Here is a 25,656-nt window from a genome sequence, read left to right as displayed (position 1 = left end):
AATACTTAGCGATAATTTGTAAACTCAACAGAATAAGAACGTGCTTCTGTCATAATAATAAAGCTTTGAATTAACATTTTTAAATACCTAGAAAGGAAGGGATTCATTTGACACATGTATACACGAAAATGCATACGAGTGCGGATTTATTGAAAAGTACGATTCGGCTTGAACAATTGATCCCTTTTTTACAAGAGCAAAATACTCAGGCCTGTGCAATCGTCAATTCAAAATTGTACGGGCTTTTGCCTTTTTGTAAAGCATTGCAGCAAGCGAATATTCATGCTGTAATAGGGCTCACGATAAATGTACAGTGGCAAGAAAGAAAGATTCCACTTGTGCTCTATGCTCAGACGCAAGAAGGCTACCAGCATCTTTTAAAGATTAGTAGTGCAGTTTCAATTCGAGAGGATGATGCACTTCCTTGGAAATGGCTTGAAGGATATGCAGCGGGCTGTGTGGCATTACTTTCTTCGGATAACTTAATAGAAATTGAGGATTGGACTGAAGTAGCAAGTGCTCTAAACAAGGTATTTGGTAACCGTTTATTTATGGGTATAGCAAGACCTGCAGGGATGATAGCAGAAAAAGAAGAAGCGTATGTAGCATGGTGTGAAACTTTGAACATAACACTAGTTGCCTCTCAGAGCTGCTATTTTTTACGTCCAGAGGATCATTTTGCCTTTGAGGTTGCAAGAGCGATAGATTCAGGTGACAAGATTACCGGTACAATGTTATCAGCTTATTTACAAGGTTATTTCGCCCCAACGAAAGAGGAATGGCAAAGTTGGTTTGCTGATCATCCAGAATGGCTTGAGTCTAGTGCAATGATGCTTGCTAGCTGTACGGCGGAAATTCCTGAAATGTACGTACAAATGCCTAAATTTCCTGTCCCAACAGGAGAAACAGCCGAAAGCCTACTTGTCAAAGAGGTTTTTGCAGGATTGGCAGAACGTTTAAAGCAAACTGAAATTCCTCAAATTTATCGGGAGCGACTTCAATATGAGCTTGAAATTATTTGTGCAATGGGCTTTGCAGATTATTTTTTAATTGTTGCAGATTTCATGCATTTTGCTAAAGAAAATCGTATTTTAACAGGTCCTGGTCGTGGCTCATCGGCGAGTTCACTGGTGGCTTATAGCTTATCTATTACGCAAGTAGATCCGTTAGTTTACGGCTTATTATTTGAACGATTTTTAAACCCTGAACGTGTTACACTGCCAGATATAGATATCGATTTTGTCGACAGTAAAAGACAAAAAGTTATTCATTATGTCACTCAGAAATATGGAAAGGCAAATGTAGCGCAAATTATTACGTTTGGTACTTTATCCGCTAAGGCAGTTGCTAGAGATGTTGCCCGTGTTTTTGGTTTTGACGCTGAAACATTGGAGAAAATTTCGAAAATGATTCCGAATAAACCTGGGATAACATTGCAAAAAGCACTGGCCGAATCACAAGGTTTACAAGGCTGGCTAGCCGAGGATGAAAAACATCGGCGCTGGTTTGAAGTGGCGTTAAAACTAGAAGGGTTGCCAAGAAATTCTTCTACTCATGCGGCAGGGATTGTGCTGTCGCCTTCACCATTAGTCAATACGATACCGATTGAAGAAGGACATGATGGCGTATATTGTACGCAATGGCCGATGGGAGATGTAGAAGCTAGTGGGCTTGTCAAAATGGATTTTCTAGGATTGCGCAACCTGACAATTTTAGAGCAGATACGTTGGTCGATTTATAAAGCTGGCGGTCCTTGGATCGAGTTTGAGCTTATTCCCATGCAAGATGAAAAGACATTTCAACTTCTTCAAATGGGCGATACATTAGGAATTTTTCAATTAGAATCGGAAGGTATGAAGCAAGCTTTACGTGATATTCATCCAAATCATTTTTTAGATATAGTGGCAATCAACGCGTTATATCGCCCTGGTCCAATGGATTTTATTCCTGTATATGCAAAACGAAAAGCAGGAAGGGAATCGGTTACTATGCTACATCCAGCTTTAGAACCCATATTACGCGATACGTTTGGTGTCATAATTTATCAAGAACAAATTATGCAAATTGCTTCGGTGATGGCTGGTTTTACGATGGGACAAGCGGACTTACTGCGTCGGGCGGTAAGTAAGAAAAATCGTCAAGTATTAGAGGAGCAACGTGCCGCATTTGTAAAGGGAGCAATGAAGCAAGGCTTTGACGTTCATGTGGCAGAGGAAGTGTATGCATTAATTGTGCGCTTTGCAGACTATGGTTTCCCTAAAAGCCATGCTGTCGCATACAGCGTTATTTCCTACCAAATGGCTTATTTAAAAGCACATTTCCCACAAAGCTTTTATACAGCACTTTTATCAAATGCAACAGGAAATGTGGAGAAAATTCTACAGGTTGTGAGTGAGGCGAAAGAGAAGGGGATTCCATTTTATCCACCGTCATTAAAACAGAGCACAAAATTTTTTACTGTTGAAAAGGATGGAATTCGCTATAGTTTATCAGGAATAAAGGGAGTGCCTCATACATTTATAGAGAAGGTGAATGCCTTACGCCAAACGAATGCAGAAGCATTTGATAATTTATTTGACTTGGCAGTTGCTTTAAGTGCACAGCATTTTAAACCAAAAGTAATGGAATCTTTAATTTTTGCTGGAGCTCTTGATTATATAGGTAAAGATCGTGCTGTACTAATAGCTACATTGGAGGCAACCTTAAAGCATGCTGAACTGCTAAGACCAACTGAAGATATTGATATAGAATCTGCTACTGCCTTTAGTTTTGGTAAGCCGAAGTATATGGAAGCGGAAGCGATGCCACAAAAGGAAAAATTACTTCATGAAAAGGAGAGTCTTGGTTTTTATATTTCTGCACATCCGGTCTCAGAGGAAAGAGCTTTTTGGAATGAAGTAAATAGTACGTGCCGAGAGTTGAAGCATGCTCGTGAGGGAACGTATGTAAAAATGATTGGCATAATAGAAGAAGTAAAAAAAATACGCACAAAAAAAGGTGAGCAAATGGCTTTTGTTCAGCTTCAGGATGAGTTTGGAACGGTATCTGTAACATTATTCCCGCAAGTTTTCCATCTTGTTCAAGAGCTGTTACTAGTAGACGAAATGCTTTACATTGAGGGAACTATTGAAAGGCGCTTTGGTAAACCTCAAGTGAAAGTAAAACATGCGCAAACGACGAAAAGAATATGAAATTAAAGAAAAATTTAGAAACTGCATAATCCTTTATGCAGTTTTTTCTTTACTTTTTAATAATTATTTTGTAAGCTAGAGTCAATGTTGAAAAGTGGTCAGACCACTTTTTTCTTCATTCAGTAGGAGATTCCATCTTTTGGAAGTGGTGGACTTCCTTTCTTTTCAATAGGTATCCAAACACCTGCTGAATGAAGATAAAGCCTTTGGATGCATTGTTTATCTGTGCGAAAGCGAAGCGACAGCTACAAATAATCTAAGGCAAAATAGATAGAACGGGGAGTTGATCGTATGGATAAAAAAACCGAACAAAAGAAAGTTTTTTTAGATATCGTCCAACAATTACGACAACTTATTAAATTAGAAAAAATACAGGCTGGTGAAAAGCTACCTTCCGAACGAGTCCTTTCAGAACGTCTAGGTGTCGGGCGATCCTCCGTGAGAGAGGCATTGCGAAGCTTAGAGTTGTTGGGTCTTATTGAAACGAAACATGGGGGAGGTACTTTCCTAGCGTCCACACATAAACATCAGCTAGTGGAAATACTGTCGATGTTTATATTAGAAGATGAAAAATCAAAAAAGGATGTCGAATTAACGCGAGAAATTCATGAAAAGGAAGCCGTTCGCGTAATAAGTTGTACAGAGACTCTACGAACACTACCTGTGTGGGACAGTTTTTTTGTAAAGCTAGAGATAGAAAGCGCGATTAATTGTCGGGACGTTTTACGGGAAATAATAATCACGTCAGGAAATCGTCTTTCACTAAAAGTATGGTTTCAGTTAGCAGTTTATGACGGTGACCGATTAAATCGAAACTCAACAGAAGAAGAAAAAATAATCATTCAAACAATGTTGAAATCGATGCAGCTAGGATATGAAAAAGAAGCATTAAAAGCTTACGAGCAATGGATGAAGACTGTACGAAGTAATTAGACAACAAAGGGGGAGTCAAACATGGCAATTCGCAGCTTATTTACTAAAAAGAAAGAGGATGGACAAGAAAAGGGATTTCCAGAAGGACTTATGACAAAATGTCCAGAATGCCGTCACATTCAATTAACGAAGGAATTAGAAAAAAATGATAAAGTATGTTCGAAATGTGACCATCATTTCAAAATGACAGCACAGGAGCGCGTTGCATGTTTTTTAGATGAAGGATCATTTGTTTCAATGGACGATCATTTACAAACAAGTAATCCGCTTAATTTCCCTGCTTATGTTGAAAAAATTTCAGCGGATCAACAAAAAACGGGATTAAATGAAGCTGTACTGACAGGAAGAGGCGCCCTTGATGGAGAAGAAATTGTAGTTGCAATTATGGATTCTCATTTCCGTATGGGTTCAATGGGCTCAGTTGTTGGAGAAAAAATTACACGTGCCATTGAAAAAGCTACTGAATTACGTGTACCGTTTATTATCTTTACTGCAAGTGGCGGAGCGCGCATGCAAGAAGGCGTACTATCATTAATGCAAATGGCAAAAACGAGTGTTGCATTAAAACGTCATAGTGATGAGGGTCTGTTGTTTATTTCAATACTCACGCATCCTACAACAGGTGGCGTTTCTGCGAGTTTTGCCTCTGTTGGAGATATTAATATTGCGGAGCCACAAGCATTAATTGGCTTTGCTGGTCGTCGTGTAATTGAAGAAACAGTAAGAGAAAAACTACCAAGTGATTTCCAAACGGCAGAATTTTTACTAGCGCATGGTCAGCTTGATGCCATTTTCCATCGAAAAGATTTACGAAACCAAGTAACGGTGCTTGTAAAAATGCATACGAAAGGCGGCGTGCAACATGTCTAAAAATTTAGCTTTTGAAGAACCAGTAGTACAATTACGTGAAAAAATTGATGAATTAAAAACGATTGCTTCCGAAGCAGATGTAGATATGACAGGCGAAATCGAAAAGCTTGAAACACGTCTAATACAGCTTGAACAATCTATTTATGCCAATATGAAGCCATGGGATCGCGTACAGGTTGCTAGACATCCAGAACGACCAACAACTTTACAATATATAGAGGCTATTTGTGAAAACTTTATTGAGTTACATGGTGATCGTACATTTGGTGATGATGCAGCTATTCTTGGAGGAATTGCTTTTTTTGAGGGACAGCCGATAACAATTATTGGACACCAACGCGGAAAATCTACAAAGGAAAACATCCGTCGAAATTTCGGTATGCCACACCCTGAAGGATATCGTAAGGCATTACGCTTAATGAAACAGGCTGAGAAGTTTAAGCGTCCAATTATTTGTTTTATTGATACGAAAGGTGCCTATCCGGGTAAAGCAGCTGAAGAACGCGGTCAAAGTGAAGCGATTGCTAGAAATCTCGTCGAAATGGCGGGCTTAACAGTGCCGGTTATTTCTATCGTTATTGGGGAAGGCGGAAGCGGCGGTGCACTTGCATTAGGTGTAGCAAATCGTGTCTTTATGTTAGAGAACTCAACTTATTCGGTTATCTCGCCAGAAGGGGCTGCGTCGATTTTATGGCGTGATGGTAGCCTAGCGAAGCAAGCAGCAGAAGCAATGCGTATAACAGCACCTGACTTAAAAGAGCTTGGTGTTATTGATGGAATTATCCCTGAAATTACAGGCGGAGCACATCGCAATGTAGCGAAACAAGCACTTAATATAAAAGAATGTATAAGTGATACACTTAAAGCATTGAATTCTTTAAATGGCCAACAATTAATTGAAGACCGTTATGAGAAATTTAAAAAGATTGGACAATATACAGAAGCTTAAATTACAATTTTAAGTTTTTGGATATGTAAATTTGCTCGAAAATAGTTAGAAATTATGATTCGTATTAATAAAAAAATTAGAGTGAATAACATGAAAAAATAAGGGAAATATATTGAATGGATGTTAAATTTCGGATATTTTTGAATAGAAAGAGTGTGTGAAAGCGCATTCTTTTTATTTTTTATGTAAAAGTTATGTTTTTCTAGCCTCAGAACCCTTACATAGTTTGTTTTTTCATGTTAATGTGAATAATAATAGTATCTGCAGGAGGTTCGACAATGAAAAAAATTGCCGTATTAACAAGTGGTGGAGATGCGCCAGGAATGAATGCAGCCATTCGTGCAGTCGTTCGTAAAGCAGCATATCATGGAATTGATGTTGTCGGAATTAAGCATGGCTATGATGGCTTAATAAATGGTAATATGGAAAATCTCGATTTAGGTTCAGTAGGTGGCATTATTCAACGTGGTGGTACACATTTAAATTCAGCAAGATGTCCTGAATTTAAAGAAGACGCTGTTCAGCAGCGGGGCATTGATAATATGCGTGAAGCTGGCATTGAAGGACTAGTCGTTATTGGTGGTGATGGTTCTTACCGTGGAGCTATGGATTTAGTGAAAAAAGGCTTTCCTGTTGTAGGCGTACCAGGAACAATTGATAACGACGTACCTGGAACCGAGTATACTATAGGATTCGATACTGCACTAAATACAGTCGTGGAATCGATTGATAAAATCCGCGATACAGCAACTTCCCATGAAAATTCCTTTATAGTTGAGGTAATGGGGCGAGATGCAGGGGACATTGCTTTATGGGCAGGTCTTGCAGCTGGTGCTGAAACAGTTTTAATTCCAGAAGAAGATTATAATTTGGATGACATTGTGGCACGCTTAGACCGTGGTGCAGCTCGCGGGAAAAAGCATAGCATTATTATCGTCGCTGAAGGTGTCATGTCTGGTAGCGAATTGGCGAAGCTTTTATTTGAAAAAACAGGAAAAGAAACGCGTGTTTCTGTTCTTGGACATATCCAACGTGGCGGTTCACCTACTGCGCGTGATCGTGTTTTAGCGAGTCAATTTGGTGCACATGCAGTTGAATTGCTGATGGAAGGAAAATCTGGCAGGGCGGTAGGTATCCGCAATCATCAAGTTATTGACTACGATATGCCTGAGGCTTTCGAAAAAAATCATGAGGCAGAAGTAAGTTTATATACTTTAATGAAAGAACTATCAATATAATTTGTCATAAAAACGGAGTGGGCAGAAAATGAGAAAAACAAAAATCGTATGTACAATTGGTCCAGCAAGTGAGTCACCAGAAGTTTTAGAGAAACTAATTGAAGCAGGTATGAATGTAGCCCGCTTAAACTTTTCGCATGGTTCTCATGAGGAGCACGAAGTACGTATTAATTTAATTCGCGAAGTAGCACAAAAACTTGGGAAACCAGTTGGAATTTTACTCGACACAAAAGGTCCAGAAATTCGTACGCATAATATGAAAAACGGAGAATTGCATTTAGCAGCAGGGCAAGTAATTGATATTTCAATGACTGAAGTTGAAGGAACTGAGTCAAGCTTCTCTGTAACGTATGATCGTTTAATCGAGGACGTTGAGCAAAACTCTATTATTTTATTAGATGATGGACTTATTCAATTACGTGTATTAGCAAAAGATATGGAAAAAGGACTTATTCATACGATTGTTGAAAATACAGGTATCTTAAAAAATAAAAAGGGTGTTAACGTGCCGGGCGTTTCTGTACAGCTTCCTGGAATTACAGAAAAAGATGCACAGGACATTCTATTCGGTATTAAACAAGGTGTTGATTTTATTGCAGCCTCGTTCGTTCGTCGAGCAAAGGATGTACTAGAAATTCGAGAATTACTTGAACAAAATGGTGGTAACCACATTCAAATTATCCCGAAAATCGAAAACCAAGAGGGTGTCGATAATATCGATGAAATCATCTTAGTTTCAGATGGATTAATGGTAGCGCGTGGTGACCTAGGTGTAGAAATTCCGGCAGAAGAAGTACCACTTGTACAAAAGAAATTAATTTTAAAATGTAATCAAGTAGGTAAACCAGTTATTACAGCTACACAAATGTTAGATTCGATGCAGCGTAATCCACGTCCAACTCGAGCAGAGGCTAGTGACGTAGCAAACGCAATTATCGATGGTACAGATGCAATTATGCTGTCTGGTGAAACGGCAGCAGGGCTTTATCCAGTAGAGTCCGTACAAACAATGAATAAAATCGCACAGCGTACAGAAAATTCATTAGACTATAAGGTAATCGTCTCTACTCGTAGTCGTGAAAAAGAGGCGAACATGACCGAGGCGATTTCTCAGGCAGTAGCATACACTTCGATTAACTTAGGTGTGAAGGCAGTATTAGCACCAACAGAAAGTGGTAACACAGCTAGAATGATTGCAAAATATCGTCCTGGTGTACCGATTGTCGCTGTAACAGGTTCTTCTAATACAGCTCACGCATTAACATTAGTTTGGGGTGTGAACCCAGTTGTATGTCAACGAGTTACGACAACAGATGAAATTTTAGAACTAGCTGTTGATGAAAGCTTGAAGCATGGTTTCGTAACGCACGGTGATGCAGTTGTCATTACGGCAGGTGTACCAGTTGGTGAAGCAGGTACTACTAACTTAATGAAGGTACACATCATCGGAGATTTATTAGCTCGTGGTCAAGGAATTGGTAAAGCTTCAGTAGTAGGTAAAACAGTTGTTGCAAAAAATGCTGCAGAGGCACTAGCATATGATACAGACGGATGCATTTTAGTAACGGTTGGCTCAGATCGTGATATGATGCCAGCACTTGAAAATTGTAGTGGTTTGATTACAGAGGAGGGCGGGCTAACAAGTCATGCAGCGGTTGTAGGACTAAGCCTTGGTATCCCTGTTATCGTCGGAGTAAAAGAAGCGACTACATTGATTCGCCATGGTCAAGAAATTACAATGGATGCTGAAACAGGCGTTATTTACAAAGGGCATGCAAGTGTTCTTTAACTTCTTTAGCAAATGTTATTATCTATAACAAAAAGCTCTAGTACAAATAATTGTACTAGAGCTTTTCTTATAAAGATGAAGTAAATAGCATTTTGCGGTTTATCACCGGAATCAAGAGATGACAATTTGTTAAAAAGTATGTCGTGTGTATAAGTTGATTGGAGTGGAGGCTGGGTGACTCCTTGGGGGGATTAGCGTCACAGATGAGACCATGGAGAGTGAAGCGGCTCATCGGACGCCCCCAGGAAAGCACCCAGCCGGAACGGAAATCAACCACACGTTATGGTGATGACCTAGTTTTAAAACAATATTTAACAAACGTAAAAATCGTTCCCTCATGAAATGAGAAATTACTATAAAAAGAATAACGTCGTTTTCTCTTTAATAGGGCCCATAATTTTTTAAATGAAACTTAATGGGCTATAATAACGTATAAAAGGTATAGCATTTTCAACTAGAAAGGAGAAAAATATGAGAAAAGTACTTCTTGGTTTCATTGTCTATGCATTAGCCGAGTTGGCGTTATTAATAGTAATTGGTCAAAATATTGGTGTTCTAAATACATTATTGCTTATAGTCGCTACGAGTATTATAGGTATTTATATAGTGAAAAATAAAGGTATGAATTCTGTACAAAAGGTAAAAAATACGATAGCACGCGGAGAAGCTCCGGGGCCAGCATTAGTTGATACAGTATTAAATTTCAGTGGTGGTGTACTTCTAGCATTACCAGGTTTTATAACAGATCTTGTTGGTTTATTATTACTCATGCCTTTTTCTCGTAAAATGTTCCAGCCAATCTTTTATTATTGGATGCGGAAAAGGATGAAAAAAGGTCAATTTATCATCGTTCAAAAATAGCATTATCCTTTAGTTTAACCGCCAAAAATAAAAATATAGGGCTCAGTAAAATGCCGTAAAAACCAAATAATAAAATAGAGGCAGCACTGATGAAAAAAGTATGGAATGTACGTAATTGTAATGTATTTGACCAAAGCATGGATTCAGCTAGCTGCCTTGTTAATTGAACGAAGAGATACAAAAGTAAAATAGCTGCACATAAAAAGGTATTGCCTTTTAAGTAAAAATAAACGCTCATGGGTACAAGGAATACGCCAATCCCAAAGAACGGAAGTACATCTGCAAATGCAACTATAAAAGCTTTAATGATGGCTTGTTCAAATTGGAGAATCATAAATCCCGCACAAAGAATGAGCAGTGTAATCGTGAATAGCTGAAACTCCACGTACAAAAAGTAATGAAATAGCTGCATTATTTTAGAAAAATGCTTCTGCCATTCATTGCGGAATTTTTTTGGCACATATTGAAAAAACCAATATCGGGATTTGCGCGTTTCCAATAGGGCGAAATAGTAAGCAATAAGGAATATAAATACTTCAATTACATGCTTCATGAATAGCTGGAAAATATTAGCTGTGTATAAAAAGATTGAATCGAAAATAGAAAGTGATTTTTCCTTTAAAACTTGGATGAACATTGATTCATATTCAGTAAAAAGCGGGAAATTTTGTAATGTATTTCTGATTTCAGGGAAGACAAGAATAATACTGTTTATCGATATGATAACGAGAAGAAAAACGCAAGCTAGTATAAGTGCTTCCACAATAATTGCTGCAAGCCAATAGGTAATTCTACAATAAGAATGAAGAAATTTTATAATAGGATAAGTGGAAAAAGACAAAAAAATCGCAAGAGATACAGGTAATACGAACCACAATATTACCAAATAGAATATGAAAAACAAAATACTTGTAGTCTTTTCGTATGAAAAATATTTAATATTCCTCATTTTTACAAATTCACCCCGTTTCAAATGATAATTTAAAATTGAAATGCACAAAAGAATCTCTTTTAAAACTTATTTATAATCGCTCGTGCACCTTTTTCTTTATTCGGAGGTTTTTCATTCACAAAGCTGTCAAAAATGATTATAATAGCAATGTAAGCGATTAACTTAATGGTTCATATGAGCAAAAAACGTAAATGCGAGCTAATAACTGCATTTACCACTAAAAAATATATTATGAGGGAGCGATAATTTATGTCAGCAACTAAAGGTTTAGAAGGTATCGTAGCAGCGGAATCTAAAATCAGTTCAATTATCGATGACACACTTACATATGTTGGTTACAACATTGATGATTTAGCAGAGAATGCGTCATTCGAAGAGGTAATTTATTTATTATGGCATACTCGTTTACCAAAAGCGGACGAGCTAGCTGAATTAAAACAACAATTGGCAGACAACATGTCTATTCCACAAGCAATTGTAGAGCAATTCAAAACATACCCACTTTCAACTGTACATCCAATGGCTGCACTACGTACTGCAGTATCTTTACTTGGTGTATTCGATGAAGAAGCGGATGTTATGGATACAGAAGCTAACTACCGTAAAGCAATCCGTTTACAAGCTAAAATTGCTACAGTAGTTACTGCATTTGCGCGTATTCGTAAAGGTTTAGAGCCAGTTGCGCCAAAACCAGAATTAGGATATGCAGCAAACTTCTTATACATGCTTAAAGGTGAAGAGCCAGCAGCAATCGAAGTGGAAGCATTCGACAAAGCATTAGTATTACATGCTGATCACGAATTAAATGCATCTACATTCACAGCACGTGTATGTGTAGCTACATTGTCAGATGTTTATTCTGGTGTAACTGCAGCTATCGGTGCATTAAAAGGACCACTTCATGGTGGTGCAAATGAGCAAGTTATGAAAATGTTAACTGAAATCGGCTCACTAGAAAACGTTGAATCTTATATTCAAAATAAATTAGATAACAAAGAAAAAATCATGGGCTTCGGTCACCGTGTATACCGCAAAGGCGACCCACGTGCACCACACTTACGTGTAATGTCACAAAAATTAACTGAGCTAACTGGTAAACCAGAGCTTTATGAAATGTCAGTTAAAATCCATGACATGATCGTAGAACAAAAGAAATTACCTGCAAACGTAGACTTCTTCTCTGCGTCAGTGTATGATTCTTTAGGTATTGATCATGACCTATTCACACCAATTTTCGCAGTGTCACGTACTTCTGGTTGGGTAGCTCATATTTTAGAGCAATATGCTAACAACCGTCTAATCCGTCCACGTGCAGAGTATGTTGGACCAGGCATGCAAAAATATGTTCCAGTCAGCGAGCGCTAATTCGGAAAATATGCTAGAATATTTGGGACTGTGTTACTGAAAACACAGTCCTATGATTATGAATTTAGGAGGCAACATCAATGTCAAACAAAATTGTAGTTGAAAATGGCGTACTTAATGTACCAAACAATCCAGTGATTCCTTTCATCGAAGGTGACGGAATTGGTCCAGATATTTGGGCTGCAGCATCACGCGTAATCGACGCAGCTGTAGAAAAAGCTTACAACGGTGAAAAGAAAATCGAATGGTTAGAAGTTTTAGCTGGTGAAAAAGCATTCAACCAAACTGGTGAATGGTTACCACAAGAAACTTTAGACAAAATTAACGAATACCTAATCGCAATCAAAGGTCCTCTTACTACTCCAATCGGTGGTGGTATCCGCTCTCTAAACGTAGCATTACGTCAACAGCTTGACCTATATGTATGCTTACGTCCAGTACGTCACTTTGATGGAGTACCTTCTCCAGTTAAACGTCCAGAAGATGTTGAAATGGTTATCTTCCGCGAAAACACAGAAGACATCTACGCTGGTATTGAATTCGAATCTGGTTCTGAACAAGCACAAAAAATCATCAACTTCCTACAAACTGAATTTGGTGTTAACAAAATCCGCTTCCCAGAAACTTCTGGTATCGGTGTAAAACCTGTATCTAAAGAAGGTACTGAGCGTTTAGTACGTTCAGCTATCGAGTATGCTATTAATCATAAACGCCCATCTGTTACTTTAGTACACAAAGGTAACATCATGAAATTCACTGAAGGTGGATTCAAAAAATGGGGTTATGAATTAGCTGAAAAAGAATTTGCTGACCAAACATTCACTTGGAACCAATATGATGCTATTAAAGCTGAACAAGGTGAAGAAGCAGCAAACAAAGCACAAGCTGACGCTTTAGCAGCTGGTAAAATCTTAGTTAAAGATTCTATCGCTGATATCTTCTTACAACAAATCTTAACTCGTCCAAATGAGTTCGACGTAGTTGCTACAATGAACTTAAACGGTGACTATATCTCTGACGCATTAGCTGCTCAAGTTGGTGGTATCGGTATCGCTCCAGGCGCAAACATTAACTATGTAACTGGACACGCGATCTTCGAAGCTACTCACGGTACAGCTCCAAAATATGCTGGTCAAGATAAAGTAAACCCATCTTCAGTATTACTTTCAGGCGTATTAATGCTTGAGCACTTAGGATGGCAAGAAGCAGCTGACATGGTTACTAAATCTGTAGAGAAAACAATTTCTTCTAAAGTTGTAACTTACGACTTCGCTCGTTTAATGGACGGCGCTACAGAAGTAAAATGTTCAGAATTCGCTAATGAATTAATCAAAAACCTATAATTTCCTATTTTAAATAGAAATTATAGTTAAAGCGGAAGTATGTTCTGCCGATATAATTAGGGTGAAATGTAAATTTCTATTGACCTTAGCTTAATAAAATATTTACGATGAACTTGTTTAATCGAGGGAGGAGAATTTATTCTCCTCCCTTTTTTAAATTCTTTCAGCGGGTGTTTAAACACCCGCTGAAAGAAGCCTCCGGCGGATGTCACGGAATCGGAAAGGAGTTCACATAGGATGTTAGCCTAAAAGCATCGCATCCATGCGATAACGGCTAACTGACCTGCATCACGCAGGCCTAAAGCCGATTCCTGACACAATTATGCCGAGGCATAATTGATTATATAACCTAATTTTAAAGGAGCGTATTCGAATGTCTCTGAAACGAAAAAAAATCTCAGTAATCGGTAGCGGTTTTACTGGCGCTACTGCAGCATTTTTAGCAGCTCAAAAAGAACTTGGTGATGTAGTGTTAGTGGATATTCCTCAAGCTGAAAACCCAACAAAAGGTAAAGCTTTAGATATGTGGGAAGCTGCACCAGTGCAAGGCTATGATTCTTATGTTAAAGGTACTTCTAATTATGCAGATACTGCAGACTCTGATGTAGTAATCATCACTGCTGGCGTTGCACGTAAACCAGGTATGAGCCGTGACGATCTTGTTCAAATTAACCAAGATGTAATGAAAGCTGTTTCTAAGGAAATTGCTAAGTACTCACCAAATGCAACAATCCTCGTTCTTACAAACCCAGTTGATGCAATGACTTACACAGTATTCAAAGAAACTGGTTTCCCTAAAAATCGTGTAATAGGTCAATCAGGTGTACTTGATACAGCTCGTTTCTGTGCGTTTGTAGCTGAAGAACTGAATATCTCAGTAAAAGACATCACAGGTTTTGTGTTAGGTGGTCATGGCGATACAATGGTGCCACTTACTCGCTACTCATTCGCTGGTGGTATTCCATTAGAATCATTAATTCCAGCAGATCGTCTTGAAGAGATTGTAGACCGTACACGTAAAGGTGGTGCAGAAATCGTTAACCTCCTTGGTAATGGTTCTGCATATTATGCTCCTTCGGCTGCGCTTATTGAAATGGCGGAAGCGATCATTAAAGACCAAAAACGTATACTTCCATCTATTGCATACTTAGAAGGCGAATATGGCTACAATGATTTATATCTAGGTGTTCCGACATTATTAGGTGCAAATGGTATAGAAAAAATCTTTGAACTTGATTTAACAGACAAAGAAAAAGCGGCTTTAGATAAATCGGCAGAGGCTGTCCGCGACGTTATGAAAGTTTTAACTTAATAAAAGTTTATGAAATCGAGTGGGATTCATTCCTACTCGATTTTATGTTGTTGAAAAAACGATTAATGTCAATGAAATTAAAGTGTTATATTAATTAAAGTATGACTCTTTGGCAAAGTGAGTGGTTGATTTCCGTTCCGACTGTGCGCTTTCCTAGGGGCGTCCGATGAGCCGCTTCGCTTCGCTGCAGGGTCTCATCTTAGACGCTAATCCCCAAGGAGTCGCCCAGTCTCCACTCCAATCAACCACTTCATATAGCGTGTAACTTCGGGCATGTTACTTTAATGTATAGTAATAAAGCAAAACTTCAGCAACAAATGTTCTCTGTACGAAAGCGAAGCGTCAGCGGCATCAGATTTACAAACTTATCACTGTTAGAAGTCTTTCCGTTCGATTATGGTGAGTAGCTTGGAACGGAAATCACCCCTACGTTATGATACTAAACTTTAATCTATTTCGCCTTGAAATAATGGTAGCTGTCGCACAGACGAACTCATTTTGCTGAATAAAGATAAAATGGTTATTTTGCTTTTCGTTGTACTTTTGGAATAAAATTGATACTATGAAGGTATATGATAGAAAAGGGGTTGGCGTATTTTTGCTTCAAAAAAACAGTAAGCTTGGTCTCACTATTGATGAAATTACAGTTGGCGAGAAGATTCATATTACCGAGAAGATAGAAGATAAGGATTTACTGCTTTATTTAGGACTTACGAATGATAATAATCCGCTTTATATTCAACATGATTATGCAGCGATGACTCCTTTTCAAAAGCCAATCGTACCAACAATTATGTTAAATGGCATTATTACTTCAGCAGTATCAAAGTATATTCCTGGACCAGGTGCACGAATTATTGAGCAACATATAAAATATTTAGAGCCGCTCTATCATTATGAATTATTTGATACTCTTTTAGAGGTGACGGAAGTAAATAAATTACAAAATACAATTACTGTATCGGTACACTCTTATAATGAGCAGAAGCAGCTTATGATTGAGGGTACTTTGCTGGTGACACCACCACTTGCTTTATAGACGTCTTGAGATTTGAAATGGGGGTTTCAAATCACTAACGGAGGCTTTATACATGACAAAAACGATTTTAGTTGTAGAAGATGAATTTTCGATTGCGACATTATTGAAATATAATTTAGAACAGGCTGGATATGTAGTAGAAACAGCTGCAGACGGTCAAGAGGGTCTAGGTAAGGCCATCGACTTACAACCCGATTTAATTTTATTAGATTTGATGCTTCCAAGGCTTGATGGTATGGAGGTTTGTAAACAGATCCGTCAACAACGTATGAACACACCTATTATTATGCTAACAGCAAAGGATGATGAGTTCGATAAAGTACTTGGTCTAGAGCTAGGAGCAGATGATTATATGACGAAGCCCTTTAGTCCGCGCGAAGTGTTAGCACGGGTAAAGGCAGTTTTAAGACGTTTTACACAAAATGTAGTGCCTGAAGAGAAGAGTGGGCCACAAGAGAAAATGTTTGAATTTGGACAATTGCGTGTCTTTCCAGAGCGTTTTGAAGTATTTTTACAGGATGAGGCACTGGAATTTACACCAAAGGAATTTGAGCTACTCATTTATTTACTTGAAAATAAAAACCGTGTTTTAACACGTGATCAGCTCTTAAGTGCTGTATGGAAGTATGACTTTGCTGGTGATACTCGAATTGTAGATGTGCACATTAGCCACCTTCGCGATAAAATCGAAGAAAATAGCCGTAAGCCGATGTTCATCAAAACAATTCGTGGCCTTGGCTATAAATTCGAGGAGCCGAAGACGACATGAAATCAATGAGCAACCGCTTATTCTTGACATTCATGCTATTGCTTGGATCGATATTAGCTGTCCTAATGATTGTTATAGGTCAGCTTTTTCCTGTTTATATAGAACAGTACAATGAGCAAGCTAGTTTACAGGTGCAAGAATCCATTAACCAAGTATTAGATGAACGAAAGATTGAACTAACAAAAGAAGATAGAGAGGCACTGTATACTGCTCAAAACATTGAGGCAACAGATTCTATAATATCGAATGTTCATGCGCGACTATATGTTGTGCTAGCGATTCTTTTTTTAATAGCGCTAATTTTAATGGCTATTGTAAGTCGCTATATGATTCGAAATTTCACTGCTCCTATTGATAACGTGACAGATACAGCACTGGAACTGGCGAAGGGAAATTACCGTGCTCGTGCCCATGAAAATGAGCATGAACGCATGATGCCACTTAGTCACTCCATCAATATTTTAGCGCGTAACTTACAGGATATTACGGCGATTCGCGAGGTAGAAGAGGAAAGGCTTAAAACGTTAATTGAAAATATGGGAAGCTCCCTCATGATGATTGGACGTGAGGGGAATATATCTATCGTGAACCGTGTATTTTTAGAGCGTTTCGGTATGCAAATTAACGATGTACAAGGAAAAGTTTTTCGTACAATTGGCTTACCTAAAACTCTGGAGCAATTTATCGACCATGTGTTTCTAACGGAAATGCCTTATCGACAACAAATTAAAATGGAGGTCCAACAGGAGCTATACAATAAGGAAGTCTATGGAGCACCTGTTATAGGGGATCATGGTAGATGGCTTGGTGTTGTTATCGTTATGCATGATATTACAGAGCTTGTTCGTTTAGAGCAGATTCGTAAGGATTTTGTAGCAAATGTATCCCATGAATTGCGTACACCCATTACATCTATTAAAGGCTTTTCTGAAACTTTACTGGATGGAGCATATAAGGATGAAAAAATGCTGCTATCTTTTTTAGAGATCATTTATAAGGAAAGTAACCGTCTGCAAATGCTTATCCAGGATTTACTAGAATTATCGAAAATTGAACAGCATGGTTTTACCGTTAATATTATGCCGATGGGCTTGCAAGATGTACTTATACGTGGGGCAGAGCTGACAGGACCTCGTCTGGATGAGAAAAATATGAGCTTTCGTGTTGATATAGAACGTGATGTTCAAGTTATGGGTGATGCGAATCGTATCATTCAAATTGTCACTAATTTAATTACTAATGCTATTACGTACTCTCCGGAAAATACAATCATTACGATTCGATTAAAGGAAAATGAAACGTACGGTATTCTTGAAATAGAAGACCAAGGTATAGGTATTGAAAAGCATGAAATTGCCCGTGTCTTTGAACGGTTTTACCGTGTGGATCGTGCACGAAGTCGGAATTCTGGGGGTACAGGTTTAGGGCTTGCTATTGTGAAGCACTTAGTAGAGGCGCATCATGGCCGCATTCAGGTAGAAAGTGAAGTTGGAATTGGGACAAAAATGATTGTCATGATTCCGAAAAAATTAACAAATTCTTTACATTAGCACAATTTTAGATTCACAATAGGGCCTTATACTTGTTAGTAGAAACCCCTATATAATTGTAAAGACTTTTTAATAGCCAAAAAAATCTTTATATATGAAGATTTTCTGATTGTGTTGCTTAGTTATCGCCGATAGGAAGAATCTATTGCCAAATTTTTTGGTGATAGGTTCTTTTTCTGTTTTACACGTAACGCAAATAGGTGTAAAGTATAGTAGCATAATATTCAACTAACTTATTAGTTGAGCCAATCGGGCTTACGGTCTGCACTTATCTAGAAGTGCTCTATATTCTGACCGTTTAAGCGGGATAAAAAATTGAGAGAAGGATGACCATGAAAATCGTCAAAAGTATCGTGCAAATCGGCTATCTATATGTAATTTTATTTGTTGGGAATAGTATTGCACGTCTACTTCACTTGCCGATTCCAGGGAGCATAATTGGACTAGTCTTATTGTTTTTACTTTTGCAGTTTCATATTATTAAGCTTGAATGGATTGAGCTAGGTGCAGGTTTATTACTTAGTGAATTATTACTATTTTTCATTCCATCTGCTATCGGAGTAATCGATTATACTGCATTATTCGGTGTGCAAGGTGTGAAAGCTGTGCTTGTTATTGTATTGAGTGCCATAGTTGTAATGTTTGCAACAGGTTTCACAGCACAATTGCTAGGGCAACGAAAGAAAGGTGATACTGCATGAGCTTTTTAATAGCTATACTAAGTTTACTAGGTACTATTGCAGTTTTTTATACTAGTAAAATGTTTTATAAAAAGTATCAGAAGGAATGGTTAACACCTATACTAATCACACCATTAGTGGCAATTATCATCCTGCTGCTAACGGGTACATCCTATAAATCTTATACTGCAGGAGCCGGTATTTTATCAAATTTACTAGGCCCAGCAACAGTTGCATTCGCGGTACCAATTTATAAAAATTTTAACCTATTAAAGAAACATGCTTTTGAAATTTTTCTAAGTATTGCAGTTGGCTCAGCTGTTGCGATTACATCATCATTTACCTTTGCTGTATTAGTTGGACTAAATAATGAGCTTGTGCATAGCATAGTTCCACGCTCAGTTACTACACCAATAGCGATGGACATTTCCAATATGATTGGTGGCTCTCCTACGCTTACTGCAGTTTTCGTTATGGTAACTGGTATTTTAGGGAGTATAATAGCACCGTTAGTTATTAAAGCATGTCGTTTCCATCGACCATCCTCTAGAGGTCTACTGTTAGGAATGGGAGCACATGGTACGGGTACATCTAAAGCATTTGAATTTGGTGAGCTAGAAGGTACGTTTGCAAGTCTTGCTATGATTGTAGCTGCATTAATTAGCATTGTATTATCAACAACATTTTTCCCAGCATTTGAACATCTAGTTGTCAATATCCTGTTGCCTTAAATGGTAGCAGGATTTTTTTGTTCTATTTTATTTGGTGAGCTTCACAATCCTCCTTATGTCAAACTGCCTAAAATAAAAATGGGTTTATTAAAATATTTTGAAACTTTTTAAGAAGTGCCACGTATACATTAGTACTAAGCTTAAGGGAGGATTAGACATGAGTGTGAAAAGGTCACTAATGATGGTGGGACTTGGCATTTTCGGCATTGTTGCACTTATTGCGGTATTTACATCATGGTACACGGTAGATGAATCAGAACAAGCCGTTGTCATAACGTTCGGTCGTGCCGATAATACAGTAACAGAACCAGGTTTACATTTTAAATTACCTTGGCCTGTACAATCGGTTGAGGTTTTATCGAAGGAAACATTTAGTTTACAGTTTGGCTATAAGCAAAATAAAGATGGGGAATTGGAAGCTTATGATGCTGAAACGAAAATGATTACAGGGGATGAGCATATTGTTTTAACAGACCTTGTAGTTCAATGGAAGATTACCGAACCGAAAAAGTATTTATTCAGCTCACAAGATCCAGAAAAAATATTACATAGCGCTACGTCGAGTGCGATCCGATCAATTATTGGTAGCTCAAAAATCGACGCTGCGTTAACAGAGGGAAAAGCGGACATAGAAGCAAAATCACGAGATTTACTCGTTTCTCTTATTGAAAAATACGATATTGGTATTAGTGTTTTAGGGGTAAAACTAAAAGATGTTGAGTTACCGAATGCAGATGTGCGAGCAGCGTTTACAGCTGTTACAGACGCACGTGAAATGAAAAACACAAAAATTAATCAAGCAGAAAAATATAAGAATCAGCGTACTAATGAAGCTGAAGGTGAAAAAGATGCTATTATCTCGAAGGCTCAAGGTGAAAAAACAGCCCGTATTGAGCAGGCCCAAGGGGATGTAGCTGTCTTTAATAAAATGTATGAACAATATAAGGGTAATAAACAAATTACACGTGAGCGTTTAATTTTAGAAACGCTTGAAAATGTTTTACCTAAAGCACAAATTTATATTATGAATGATGATGGCAATACAATGAAATACTTGCCTCTTCAAGCATTGCAACCTGCGAAACAGGAGACACCTACTGCGCAGGAAACACCAAAAGAGGAGAAAAAAGAAGGGGGCGGTAACTAATGGACCAAAAAAATAAGGATCTTGAAAAATTCCTCAATTTTTTATCAGGTAAATCCAAAAATACTGCTCCAAAAGAAGAGGATACAGTGGATAATGTGGTCAAAATGTCGAAAAAAAGCCCGATGAATCCTAAAAAATATATTTCTCTTGCCGTAACATTAACAGCCGTTTTTGCTCTTGCCATAATATTATTTACTAATGTTTATATAGTTAAAGAATCCGAATACGCAGTTGTTAGACAGTTTGGAGAAGTAGTGAAATTTCAAAGTGAGCCTGGCTTGAAAATAAAGGTTCCATTTATTCAAAGTGTAACGAAGCTACCAAAAAACCAAATGACGTATGAAGTTTCTGAAGAAGAAATTAATACAAAGGATAAAAAACGAATTATTATTGATAATTATGCAGTTTGGCATATAACAGATCCAAAGCAATTAATTTCAAATGCAGGAACAATAGAAAAAGTTGAATCACGTATGGAAGAGTTTATTTATTCAGTTATTCGTTCAGAGCTTGGTCGAATAGAATATAAGGCGATTATTAATGATGAAGATTCTTCACGTGGAGGTATCAACGATCAAGTAACTGCACGTGTCAATGAGTTACTTTCAAATGATAAGTATGGAATAGAAGTAATAGATGTTCGTATTCGTCGTATTGATCTGCCATCTGTAAATGAGCAATCCGTGTTTACAAATATGATTTCGGACCGTGAATCAATGTCGCAAAAATATTTATCAGAAGGTGATGCTGAGAAACGCCGTATTGAAGCTCAAACAGATAAGGAAGTTCAAGAAATGCTCGCAACAGCGAAAAAGGATGCAGCAATGATTCAAGCGGAAGGTGAAGCAGAAGCGGCTAAGATTTACAATAAATCGTTCTCTCAAGACCCTGAATTCTATTCATTGTACCGTACATTAGAATCATATAAGAAAACTGTAGGTGAAGATACGGTCATTATTTTGCCATCCACTTCACCCTATGCAAAAATATTATCTGGCTATATAAAGTGAAACTTTAATCAGTGGGGGTTCTCTAACCCCACTGATTATTAGTCTTCACCAATCGGGCTTTTACGGGTAGTTAATCTCCCGCTTAACTTCTTTGCTTTCGTGAATTTTGAGGTGGGAGTCTTGTACCTGACGCTTCGCTTTTGATATAGATAAATTACTGCCCGTTAATGCGGGATAAAATAATACGATTATTCTTGCAGGGATAAGCATATGAAGTCGTCTCAAACTTTTTGAGACGGCCTTTTACATTTTAGTAAGTTTTTTGTATAGCGTTGGAAGGACTTTAATGGGTGGCGATAGTTATATATGCGTTCCGATTGGGCGACTCCTTGGGGATTAGCAACAGAGGAACGAAGGCTAAAAACATCACATCCTGTGATAACGGCTTCGTGACCAACATCGTGTTGGCCCGAGATCCTGCAGCGAAGCGGCTCATCGGACGCCTACAGGAAAGCGCCCAACGGAAATCAACTCCACGTTATGGTGAGGAGCCTTCGAAGTTTGATTAGGTGTTTTTAATCACTCACTCAATAAAAATCTATCGTATGTCGATGGTTTGTTATGAAAATGATAGAAATCTGTAATTTTATGTTCCGTTTATGACTATTATCTGATAGAATGATATTGTTCGAGAAATAAAAAATGGGGGTAATAGTTGTGAAGTTGCAAATTAGTAAGTGGCTCCAAAATTTAGGGATAGCCTGTAGTATTGCATCGTTATTTACACTTTTCTTCCGTCTATCAGATTTTGCATGGATCACAAAAAGTGTTTATCATATACCAGTATTTTTTGTCATTTTGTTTTTATTAGGTTTAGTCATTGCTGCGGATGTACGCAAAATATTTAAAAGAATATTTTTATACGAGAAACGCAAGGTTAAACGTCCTATATGGCAGGTAGGGATTGGCTTTATTTTCTTCTTAGCGCAAATCGGCACTGTAATGGTGTTTAATACAGAGCTTACACATCCACAGCTTGGTGGTATGCCATTATTTTTAGTATTTGCCTTTATGAACGCCTTTATTTTGACAGTCATATATGAAGAGATTTTTTATCGTAAAGAAAAAACGAATAAAGCCAGTGAATAACATAGATGAAGTCAATTACAATGAGTGATTGGCTTTTTTTTGTGCAGTCAATCCTAAGCTATTGATGTAGAAAATTTGGCGATTTTCAACGTTATGATTGGTAAAATACCCGTTTTCTCGATAAAGTAAAAGGAAGAGGCATTTTCAAACATACGTTTTCGTTTTACAATTAAGAAGACGACAACGCAGGAGGATAAAATCATGACAAAGGAAAAATTGCTATTATTGGACGGCAATAGTTTAGCATATCGCGCGTTTTTTGCGTTGCCATTATTGACGAATGATAGTGGGATTCATACGAATGCAGTATACGGCTTTACAACAATGCTACAAAGAATATTAGAGGAAGAGCAACCAACGAAAATTTTGGTTGCCTTTGATGCGGGGAAGACAACCTTCCGTCATGAGACATTTACGGAATATAAAGGTGGTCGACAAAAGACTCCACCAGAATTATCGGAGCAGTTTCCTTATATACGGAAGCTTATTGATGCTTATGGTATTAAGCGATATGAGCTTGAATTGTACGAAGCGGACGATATTATAGGGACACTCGCCAAAGAAGCTTCATCACAAGATATGGACGTCATTGTCGTATCAGGAGATCGAGACTTAACACAGCTTACGACTGAGCAAGTAACAGTATATATTACTAAAAAAGGCATTACTGAAATTGAAAAAAATACACCAGCCTTTATTGCAGAAAAATACGGCTTAACGCCCGGGCAAATAATTGATATGAAAGGTTTAATGGGAGATTCTTCAGATAATATCCCTGGTGTACCAGGTGTCGGTGAAAAAACAGCAGTTAAATTGCTAAAAGAGCATGGTTCAGTAGAGTCGCTTTATGCGGCAATGGATACGGTGAAGGCTTCTAAAATGAAAGAAAAATTAGTTGCCAACGAAGAACAGGCGCTAATGAGTAAAAAGCTGGCTACCATTTTTACAGAGGCACCGATTGAAATAACGCTTTCGGATCTTATCTATAATGGTCCGAATGAAGAAGAATTAATTAGCGTGTGGCGAGAGCTTGGCTTTAAATCATTGCTAGAGAAAAGTGATTTTACTGTCCAAGAAGAGGAACAAGCTCCTTTTGACTATGACATTGTGCAAGAAGTAAAACAAGAGCATTTAAAAGATGTAATGGCAGTGCATTTGGAGCTAGAGGACGAGCATTATCATACATGCCAGCAACTAGGCATTGCACTCACAGATGGAGCGAAAACAATGTATGTGCCGTTTGATATTGCGGCTCAATCAGATGTCCTTCGTCTTTGGTTAGAAGATGCTACTAAAATAAAGTATATGTCTGATTCAAAAGCATCTCAGGCTGCGTTAAGACGTGCGGGAATTCATTTAGCTGGTGTGGAATTTGACTTATTACTTGCTTCTTATATTAATAATCCTGCGCTAAGTGGAGATGATGTGGCAACACTTGCGAAAGAACTAGGCTATCGTAATGTGCAGGCAAATGAGACTGTTTATGGTAAAGGGGCGAAACGAGCTATACCTGCCATTGATGCACTTGCTGAGCATGCCAGTCGCAAAGCCTTTGCTGTATGGTCTTTACAGCCTAAGCTTGAAGAATTGCTAAAGGAAAACGAACAGTTTGAACTCTATAAAAATTTAGAGCTACCGCTTGCTTCTATTTTAGGGGAAATGGAAAGTGAAGGAATCACGGTCAATCGTGCCACATTAGAGAAAATGGGGCAGGAACTAAATGACAAACTAATTGTAATTGAACAGGAGATTTATACGGAGGCAGGAGAAGCCTTCAATATTAATTCACCAAAGCAATTAGGGGTCATCCTCTTTGATAAACTTGGTCTGCCTGTTATTAAAAAGACAAAGACAGGCTATTCCACTGCAGCAGATGTTTTGGAAAAATTAAAACCAGAGCATGCCGTTATTGAGCATATTCTTTTATATCGTCAGCTTGGGAAATTACAGTCAACTTATATCGAAGGCCTGCTAAAGGAAATCCATGAAGAGGATGGAAAGGTGCATACTCGATTCCAACAAGCATTAACAGCTACAGGGCGTTTAAGCTCAACGGATCCGAATTTGCAAAACATCCCGATTCGTTTAGAAGAAGGGCGAAAAATTCGTCAAGCATTTGTGCCATCGAACGAAGATTGGATATTATTTTCTGCCGATTATTCGCAAATCGAATTGCGTGTATTGGCCCATATGTCAAAGGATGAAAACTTAGTTGACGCTTTCCGTGAAGGTATGGATGTTCATACACGTACTGCTATGGATGTATTCCATGTCTCAGAAGATGAGGTCGACAGTAATATGCGCCGTGCTGCAAAAGCAGTAAACTTTGGTATTGTTTATGGTATTAGTGATTACGGCTTATCGCAAAACTTGGATATTACCCGTAAGGAAGCTGCTACATTTATCGAGAAATATTTTGCGAGTTTCCCAGGTGTAAAACAATATATGGATGATATCGTCCAAGATGCGAAGTTTAATGGTTATGTGACAACACTTTTAAATAGACGTCGATATTTACCGGATATTACGAGCTCGAATTTCAATATACGAAGCTTTGCAGAGCGTACTGCGATGAATACACCAATTCAGGGAAGTGCAGCTGATATTATTAAAAAAGCAATGATTGATATGGATGCTCGCTTGAAAAAAGAAAATATGCAGGCAAAACTTTTATTACAAGTGCATGATGAATTAATTTTTGAAGCACCTAAAGAGGAGATTGCATTGCTTGAAAAAATAGTACCAGAGGTTATGGAGAATGCAATCGCACTTTCAGTACCATTAAAAGTAGATTTTAATTACGGTGCGACTTGGTACGAAGCAAAATAAGGAGGGGTT

The 25,656-nt window shown here is 38.0% G+C and carries 20 protein-coding genes; 19 read left to right on the top strand and 1 reads right to left on the bottom strand.

Annotated features, from left to right (window positions below; genetic code table 11):
* Nucleotides 1-107 precede the first annotated feature (107 nt).
* From dnaE to ACIQZA_RS08690, 7 genes are all read left to right on the top strand, one after another.
* Complete coding sequence (gene dnaE / locus ACIQZA_RS08720; RefSeq protein ID WP_402882133.1) at nt 108-3,191, top strand: DNA polymerase III subunit alpha; 3,084 nt, start codon at nt 108-110, stop codon at nt 3,189-3,191.
* Between the two features lie 291 nt (nt 3,192-3,482).
* On the top strand, nt 3,483-4,124 hold the full coding sequence (locus ACIQZA_RS08715) for a FadR/GntR family transcriptional regulator (protein ID WP_142508792.1): 642 nt from the start codon (nt 3,483-3,485) through the stop codon (nt 4,122-4,124).
* Nucleotides 4,125-4,145: 21 nt separating this feature from the next.
* Complete coding sequence (accD, locus tag ACIQZA_RS08710) at nt 4,146-4,994, top strand: acetyl-CoA carboxylase, carboxyltransferase subunit beta (RefSeq protein WP_400932441.1); 849 nt, start codon at nt 4,146-4,148, stop codon at nt 4,992-4,994.
* The gene (locus ACIQZA_RS08705; protein WP_400932443.1) at nt 4,987-5,943 is read left to right on the top strand and encodes an acetyl-CoA carboxylase carboxyltransferase subunit alpha; all 957 of its coding nucleotides are present in this window, start codon (nt 4,987-4,989) and stop codon (nt 5,941-5,943) included. Before accD ends, ACIQZA_RS08705 begins: the two co-directional genes overlap by 8 nt.
* A 278-nt stretch (nt 5,944-6,221) precedes the next feature.
* Nucleotides 6,222-7,181 carry a 6-phosphofructokinase gene (gene pfkA, locus ACIQZA_RS08700; RefSeq protein WP_400932445.1) on the top strand — a complete coding sequence of 320 codons (960 nt, stop codon included), beginning with the start codon at nt 6,222-6,224 and terminating at the stop codon, nt 7,179-7,181.
* A gap of 28 nt (nt 7,182-7,209) precedes the next feature.
* On the top strand, nt 7,210-8,970 hold the full coding sequence (pyk, locus tag ACIQZA_RS08695; RefSeq protein WP_400932447.1) for a pyruvate kinase: 1,761 nt from the start codon (nt 7,210-7,212) through the stop codon (nt 8,968-8,970).
* A 471-nt stretch (nt 8,971-9,441) separates the two neighbouring features.
* A complete protein-coding gene (locus ACIQZA_RS08690; RefSeq protein WP_400932449.1) occupies nt 9,442-9,831 on the top strand; it encodes an FxsA family protein in 390 nt (129 codons plus the stop codon).
* On the opposite strand, the gene ACIQZA_RS08685 is transcribed toward ACIQZA_RS08690, so the two are convergent.
* Entirely contained in the window at nt 9,815-10,780 is a 966-nt protein-coding gene (locus ACIQZA_RS08685) for an AI-2E family transporter (protein ID WP_400932451.1), read from the bottom strand. The two genes, ACIQZA_RS08690 and ACIQZA_RS08685, sit on opposite strands and share 17 nt — an antisense overlap.
* Before the next feature lie 252 nt (nt 10,781-11,032).
* Here ACIQZA_RS08685 and citZ point away from each other — a divergent pair, with 252 nt between their 5' ends.
* From citZ to polA, 12 genes are all read left to right on the top strand, one after another.
* Nucleotides 11,033-12,148, top strand: coding sequence for a citrate synthase (gene citZ / locus ACIQZA_RS08680; RefSeq protein ID WP_402882139.1), 1,116 nt, complete (start codon nt 11,033-11,035; stop codon nt 12,146-12,148).
* A gap of 80 nt (nt 12,149-12,228) precedes the next feature.
* On the top strand, nt 12,229-13,491 hold the full coding sequence (gene icd, locus ACIQZA_RS08675) for an NADP-dependent isocitrate dehydrogenase (protein ID WP_142508800.1): 1,263 nt from the start codon (nt 12,229-12,231) through the stop codon (nt 13,489-13,491).
* Between the two features lie 373 nt (nt 13,492-13,864).
* Nucleotides 13,865-14,803: a malate dehydrogenase gene (mdh, locus tag ACIQZA_RS08670; protein ID WP_402882141.1), complete on the top strand. Its 939-nt coding sequence runs from the start codon at nt 13,865-13,867 to the stop codon at nt 14,801-14,803.
* A 598-nt stretch (nt 14,804-15,401) separates the two neighbouring features.
* Entirely contained in the window at nt 15,402-15,842 is a 441-nt protein-coding gene (locus tag ACIQZA_RS08665) for a MaoC/PaaZ C-terminal domain-containing protein (RefSeq protein ID WP_142508802.1), read from the top strand.
* Between the two features lie 52 nt (nt 15,843-15,894).
* On the top strand, nt 15,895-16,611 hold the full coding sequence (locus ACIQZA_RS08660; protein WP_142508803.1) for a response regulator transcription factor: 717 nt from the start codon (nt 15,895-15,897) through the stop codon (nt 16,609-16,611).
* Nucleotides 16,608-18,161, top strand: coding sequence for a two-component system histidine kinase PnpS (gene pnpS / locus ACIQZA_RS08655; protein WP_400932457.1), 1,554 nt, complete (start codon nt 16,608-16,610; stop codon nt 18,159-18,161). The genes ACIQZA_RS08660 and pnpS overlap by 4 nt, the downstream gene beginning before the upstream one ends.
* A gap of 332 nt (nt 18,162-18,493) precedes the next feature.
* Nucleotides 18,494-18,862: a CidA/LrgA family holin-like protein gene (locus tag ACIQZA_RS08650; RefSeq protein WP_079561583.1), complete on the top strand. Its 369-nt coding sequence runs from the start codon at nt 18,494-18,496 to the stop codon at nt 18,860-18,862.
* Complete coding sequence (locus ACIQZA_RS08645) at nt 18,859-19,572, top strand: LrgB family protein (protein WP_400932460.1); 714 nt, start codon at nt 18,859-18,861, stop codon at nt 19,570-19,572. The genes ACIQZA_RS08650 and ACIQZA_RS08645 overlap by 4 nt, the downstream gene beginning before the upstream one ends.
* A gap of 157 nt (nt 19,573-19,729) precedes the next feature.
* Nucleotides 19,730-20,719 (top strand): FtsH protease activity modulator HflK, encoded by a 990-nt coding sequence (hflK, locus tag ACIQZA_RS08640; protein ID WP_400932462.1) that lies wholly within the window; start codon nt 19,730-19,732, stop codon nt 20,717-20,719.
* Nucleotides 20,719-21,729 carry a protease modulator HflC gene (hflC, locus tag ACIQZA_RS08635; RefSeq protein WP_402882146.1) on the top strand — a complete coding sequence of 337 codons (1,011 nt, stop codon included), beginning with the start codon at nt 20,719-20,721 and terminating at the stop codon, nt 21,727-21,729. The genes hflK and hflC overlap by 1 nt, the downstream gene beginning before the upstream one ends.
* 657 nt (nt 21,730-22,386) lie before the next feature.
* Nucleotides 22,387-22,818, top strand: coding sequence for a DNA polymerase I (locus ACIQZA_RS08630; RefSeq protein WP_402882148.1), 432 nt, complete (start codon nt 22,387-22,389; stop codon nt 22,816-22,818).
* A gap of 201 nt (nt 22,819-23,019) precedes the next feature.
* Nucleotides 23,020-25,647 carry a DNA polymerase I gene (polA, locus tag ACIQZA_RS08625; protein WP_402882150.1) on the top strand — a complete coding sequence of 876 codons (2,628 nt, stop codon included), beginning with the start codon at nt 23,020-23,022 and terminating at the stop codon, nt 25,645-25,647.
* Nucleotides 25,648-25,656: the final 9 nt, after the last annotated feature.

The organism is Lysinibacillus sp. NPDC096382 (assembly GCF_044762845.1).
GTDB lineage: Bacteria > Bacillota > Bacilli > Bacillales_A > Planococcaceae > Lysinibacillus.
Note: the sequence above shows the minus strand (reverse complement) of the source record. Positions and strands in the feature narration are given on the sequence as shown.